Source organism: Companilactobacillus nodensis DSM 19682 = JCM 14932 = NBRC 107160, from assembly GCF_000615905.1.
In the GTDB taxonomy this organism is placed as follows: domain Bacteria; phylum Bacillota; class Bacilli; order Lactobacillales; family Lactobacillaceae; genus Companilactobacillus; species Companilactobacillus nodensis.
Genome location: NZ_BAMN01000044.1, coordinates 1 through 4,865, shown reverse-complemented (window position 1 = coordinate 4,865; position 4,865 = coordinate 1). Strand labels below are relative to the sequence as shown.

Below are 4,865 nucleotides of genomic sequence, written 5' to 3'. Positions count from 1 at the left end.
TATTTTATTTAAATTATTGGAATTTTAATTTTTATGACCTCATAAAATATAATAATAAGATTGAAAGGAAGTATTTCCGTGAACCTTACCGCTAGCATAAATCGTTTTATAAAAAATATTCTCTTCAAGGTCGACTGGGAAGGAATGGCCCAGCATATCCTTGGAGTCATAACCCAGTTGATCCTTTTAACTGTCGTCTTACTATTGATCAATTGGATCGGTAAGAAAATTATCAAGCATATCTTCAATAGTAATCTTAAAATAAGCAAGAATCCGATTCCTCAAAACAAAATGAACACGATATACACCATCATCTTGAATATATTTAAATATATTCTTCTATTCTTCTGGATCTACGCCATCCTTTCTGCCATTGGTATCCCTGTCGGAACATTAATTGCTGGTGCTGGGATCTTCAGTTTGGCAATCGGACTTGGAGCACAGGGCTTCGTTTCCGATATGGTCAATGGCTTTTTCATCCTACTAGAGCAGCAGATCAGTGTTGGTGATTACATCAACGTTAACGGCATCGAAGGAACTGTCACTTATGTTGGAATTCGCACGACTCAATTGAAGAGTTTTGACGGGACCTTGAACTTCATCCCCAATCGTAATATTACCGTCGTCAGTAATCAATCCCGAAATGACATGCGGGCACTGATTGAAATACCTGTTTCCAGCAATTCGCCTTTTGATAATATCAAACAGGTCATTGAACACGTCAGTAAAGAATTGAATTTAAAAGCTCTAAAGATAACTAAAGCACCTACTATTCTAGGTTTCTCCAATTTAAATGATGGAACCCTAGTCATTCAAATTGCCGCTTATACCAAGCATGGTGAACAATACAATGTTAAGAATATTTTGATGAAGAAATATTTAATTGCTTTGAATCAAGCTGGAATTGAATTACCTAAATAAAAAGGAACCGTGATATAACTAAAAAGAACAGTGAATTTACGTGGTAAATTCACTGTTCTTTTTTAGTTATAATTAGCCCTTTTCTCAATTCTCTTCTGAATCAATTCAATTAAAATACATAGTCCCCAGTAAATCAGGGCAACCAAAATATACATCGACATGTAATCAAACGAACGACCACCAACTATCTTGGCACGTTGAAAAATATCAGGAATAGTTATCATCGCGGCTAAAGACGTTCCCTTCAACAGATCCATAGCAACATTTCCAAGCGATGGGATAGAAATCCGAATTGCCTGCGGCAAAATAACTCTGATCATGGTCGTACTGAAGTTCAAATCAAGCGTATAGGCTGCATCCCACTGACCAGCATCCACACCAGAGATAGCACCACGATAAATTTCACTGATAAAAGCACTACTAGTCAAAGTGAAACATATTAGTGTCGCCGTCAGAGCCGAGAGTTGATATGGCAAACCAAAGTACAGAATAAATAGAATGACCAATGATGGTACACCCCTAATAAAAGATGTGTACAGTCTAACGAATCCCTTAGCAAATCGGTTGGGCAGCATACCCAATGCTGTGAGTAAAATACCAACTATATTACCAAGCGTAAAAGTAACAATACTTATTCCCAAAGTATAAGGCAATCCCAACAGAATATATGGTATCGATTTGATCATCAATTCAAAGTTTAATTGCATTAGTCATTAGTATCCTTGATTTCAACGGTCTTTTGAATCTTGTACTTAGGTTTAACTGACACATCATCCGTAAAGAATTTCTTAGAGATCTTCGTTAATGTTCCATCAGCTTTCATTTCTTTTAATTGCTTATCGACTTCAGTTTTCAAAGCTTTATTCTGCTTCTTCATCAAGAGTCCGGAAGTTTCAGCATTGAAATAAACATCTTTTAAAATCTTAACTGGTATTTTGGGTAGAGCTTCAACTGACATCTTTTGAAGATAGTAGTCGTTTAGAATCACGTCGGTTCTACCGTTAGCAACATCTGTCAGATACTGATCATTAGTAGCGTTATCGTATGTTACTAGTTGAGCTCCATATTGTTTAGCAATTTTCATGTACCCAGTATTTGGTTCTCCGGCGGCCTTTTTACCTTTTAGATCTTCCAAAGAATGAATTCCAGAATCATCCGATTTTCTAACGATCAAACTATCAAAAGAATGTTTGATCGGCGTACTGATAATGAATTTCTTTGCTCTTTCTTTATTTAAGTTAGAATCATTAGCGTTAATATCTGCTTCACCTTTTTCCAAGGAAGCAATCTGACCATCAACGTTGTATTCCTTAAACTTAGCCTTCACACCCATCCGCTTGGCTACTTCCTTAACAACTTCGACGTCGTAACCAGTTAACTTATTGTCATCATTGTAATAAGAACTAGGAAATAACGTTCCCGAAGTTGCCACAACAAGTTCTTTTTTATCCTTAACCTTTTTCAAACTATCATCCGAGGCCGAACTATTCTTCTGTGCACATCCCGTCACTAACAAAACTATTACTGCCAAAAAACTTAGAGCTAACGTTATTTTCTTATTCATATTTAATCCCTCAAATTACTTATAATATTTTGGTAGTTCTAACGCTTTGGTATTCTCGAATAAATCTCCAATTCTAAATAGCATATCTTCGCGACCTTTGGCGGCCATAAATTGTACACCTAGTGGTAAATTGTTTTTGCTTATCCAAATCGGCAGACTGATTGCAGGTTCACCGGTCAAGTTTGCCAGCTGCGTGAAAGGAGTTAACTTCAAACTTTCATAGAACATGTCATAAATGACTTCCGACTGCTCACTTTCGGATAATTCATCAATATTAATTAAACTATTACGAATATCATCCGACTGCAGATCTGTTTTCAAATTTGGAGCCGTGTAAGCTGTCGTAGGCGTCAGGAACAAATCGAAGTTTCCAAAAATATTGTGTTCCATTATGGCAGTAGCTCGATCCCACTCGTCGAAACATTGGCTGTACTCAACTGCCGAGACATTCAAACCATAACGATACAATCCCCATGACATTAGCTCCATGTCACCTTGAATTATTTCTCGTTGTAGCATCGATGATATCGAATGAAACATTTTGGCTGTTTCAGCTGCATTCATCATGTAATAGGAATCCATTAGAGAAATACCATTCAGTGGATATTTGATTGGAACAACTTCAAATCCTGCATCTTCCAAGACTTGCAGTGCCTTGAGCATCGCAAACTTAGCATCCTCAGATATTCTGGTGCCTATCGGTGAATCAAAACTATACGCAATTTTTAACTTGGACTTAGTCACTGCCCCAGTCCACTCAACGACTGGTGCTTGAAAAGGCGATATTGCTGAAGTTCCTCGCATTCTATAAAATAACTTTTTAGTATCGCGAATTGAGACGGTCAACCCAAAGTCTATCGAAGCACCTTGCCAACTGCGATAATTGTCAGGACCAACCGGCATCGTTCCTCGAGTTGGTTTCAAACCGATCAATCCGGTGAATGAAGCGGGGATTCTTATCGAACCTCCACCATCGCTAGCACCCGCAATAGGAAACATCCCACTAGCCACAGCACCAGCAGCTCCACCACTGGAGCCTCCAGCTGAAAAATCTAGATTCCACGGATTATGACTATCACCGTAAAGCTTAGAGTCAGTGACATTCTTAAAACCAAACTCCGGCGCATTAGACTTACCAACTGGCACTAAGCCCAAGCTCTCAATCTTGGCCACAAAATTATTCGTCTTAGTTGCTACATTGTTCTTAAACAGACGTGATGCCGAAGTGTCTAAGAATCCATACTTGCTTTGTCCTAATATCTTCAAAGGAATTGGAACGCCTTTGAACACCGTATCCTCTAATTTTTTATCGGTAACCGACAGATACCTGTCGCGATAAGTCACTTCATCGAAGTCTACAAGTGAATTTAAGTAATTATTACCTTTTTTAATACATAAAATAGTCTCATCAATCAATTCTTTGCGACTGATCTGTCCTTGATCCAATAAACTGGCCCAATGCGTAGCATCTTCCAATTTAATTCCCTCCTACATATAAATAATCTTATTCAAAAAATCTTTAGTTCGCTGATTCTGTGGCCGATTAAACAGTTTATCTGGTGAATTAACTTCTAAAATTTGGCCGTCATCCATAAAAATCACTTTGTCGGCTATTTCTTTAGCAAATGACATCTCATGCGTGACAATCACCATTGTCATCCCCGTATCTGACAACTTCTTAATGATATTTAGAATATCTTTGACCGTTTCTGGATCAAGCGCCGACGTTGGTTCATCAAACAACATTATCTCCGGACTAAGAGCCAACGCTCTGGCAATAGCGATACGCTGCTTCTCGCCACCTGACAACGACGACACAGCACTGTTAATTTTGTCTTCCAACTTGACCTTTTTCAACAATTCCATAGCAATCGTCTTAGCTTCAGTGACAGTCTGTATTTTGTTCTTGATAGGTGAAAGCGTGATGTTATCAAGTACTGATAAGTTAGGAAATAAATTGAAATGTTGAAACACAAACCCCATCTTTCTTCGTGCAGCTATTGAAACAGGCACCTCGTTCGTGAAATTATCATCTTCAATCCATACCTCACCACTTGTGATGTCATTTAAGCCAATCAGACATCTCAACAAAGTACTCTTTCCTGAACCGGACGGCCCAATAACTACAACTACTTCACCCCTATTTACCGTTAGATCCACTCCTCGTAAAACTTCTTCATTATCGAAACTCTTCACAAGTCGATGAACTGATATTATCTCCTCCATAGCACCTTCCTTTCACAAGCGAACAACTAAAAGATACCGATTGAATTCATTAATTACAAACAAAAACCATTACAAATTTATTTGTACAATTTAATAAAAATGAGCATATAAAAAGTGCCTCATAAAATATGAGACACCACTTGGAAATATTAAT

At 37.9% G+C, this 4,865-nt stretch carries 5 protein-coding genes; 1 reads left to right on the top strand and 4 read right to left on the bottom strand.

From position 1 onward, the window contains the following. Positions 1 to 177: 177 nt before the first annotated feature. The gene (locus tag JCM14932_RS13840; RefSeq protein ID WP_235700615.1) at positions 178 to 921 is read left to right on the top strand and encodes a mechanosensitive ion channel family protein; all 744 of its coding nucleotides are present in this window, start codon (positions 178 to 180) and stop codon (positions 919 to 921) included. A gap of 62 nt (positions 922 to 983) precedes the next feature. Here the strand turns inward: JCM14932_RS13840 and JCM14932_RS15770 are convergent, their stop codons facing one another. From JCM14932_RS15770 to JCM14932_RS13820, 4 genes are read right to left on the bottom strand one after another with little or no spacing between them, the layout of a single operon-like run. Continuing rightward, entirely contained in the window at positions 984 to 1,628 is a 645-nt protein-coding gene (locus tag JCM14932_RS15770) for an amino acid ABC transporter permease (RefSeq protein WP_034543587.1), read from the bottom strand. Further along, complete coding sequence (locus JCM14932_RS13830; protein WP_025025377.1) at positions 1,628 to 2,485, bottom strand: transporter substrate-binding domain-containing protein; 858 nt, start codon at positions 2,483 to 2,485, stop codon at positions 1,628 to 1,630. Before JCM14932_RS13830 ends, JCM14932_RS15770 begins: the two co-directional genes overlap by 1 nt. Before the next feature lie 15 nt (positions 2,486 to 2,500). After that, positions 2,501 to 3,961: an amidase gene (locus tag JCM14932_RS13825; protein ID WP_025025376.1), complete on the bottom strand. Its 1,461-nt coding sequence runs from the start codon at positions 3,959 to 3,961 to the stop codon at positions 2,501 to 2,503. A 12-nt stretch (positions 3,962 to 3,973) separates the two neighbouring features. Continuing rightward, on the bottom strand, positions 3,974 to 4,711 hold the full coding sequence (locus JCM14932_RS13820; RefSeq protein WP_061778449.1) for an amino acid ABC transporter ATP-binding protein: 738 nt from the start codon (positions 4,709 to 4,711) through the stop codon (positions 3,974 to 3,976). Positions 4,712 to 4,865 lie beyond the last annotated feature (154 nt).

What these genes read in the sequence shown, in the direction of transcription:
- JCM14932_RS13820 (WP_061778449.1), bottom strand. Translation starts at nt 4,711, where the DNA reads ATGGAGGAGATAATATCAGTTCATCGACTTGTGAAGAGTTTCGATAAT.
- JCM14932_RS15770 (WP_034543587.1), bottom strand. Translation starts at nt 1,628, where the DNA reads ATGCAATTAAACTTTGAATTGATGATCAAATCGATACCATATATTCTG.
- JCM14932_RS13830 (WP_025025377.1), bottom strand. Translation starts at nt 2,485, where the DNA reads ATGAATAAGAAAATAACGTTAGCTCTAAGTTTTTTGGCAGTAATAGTT.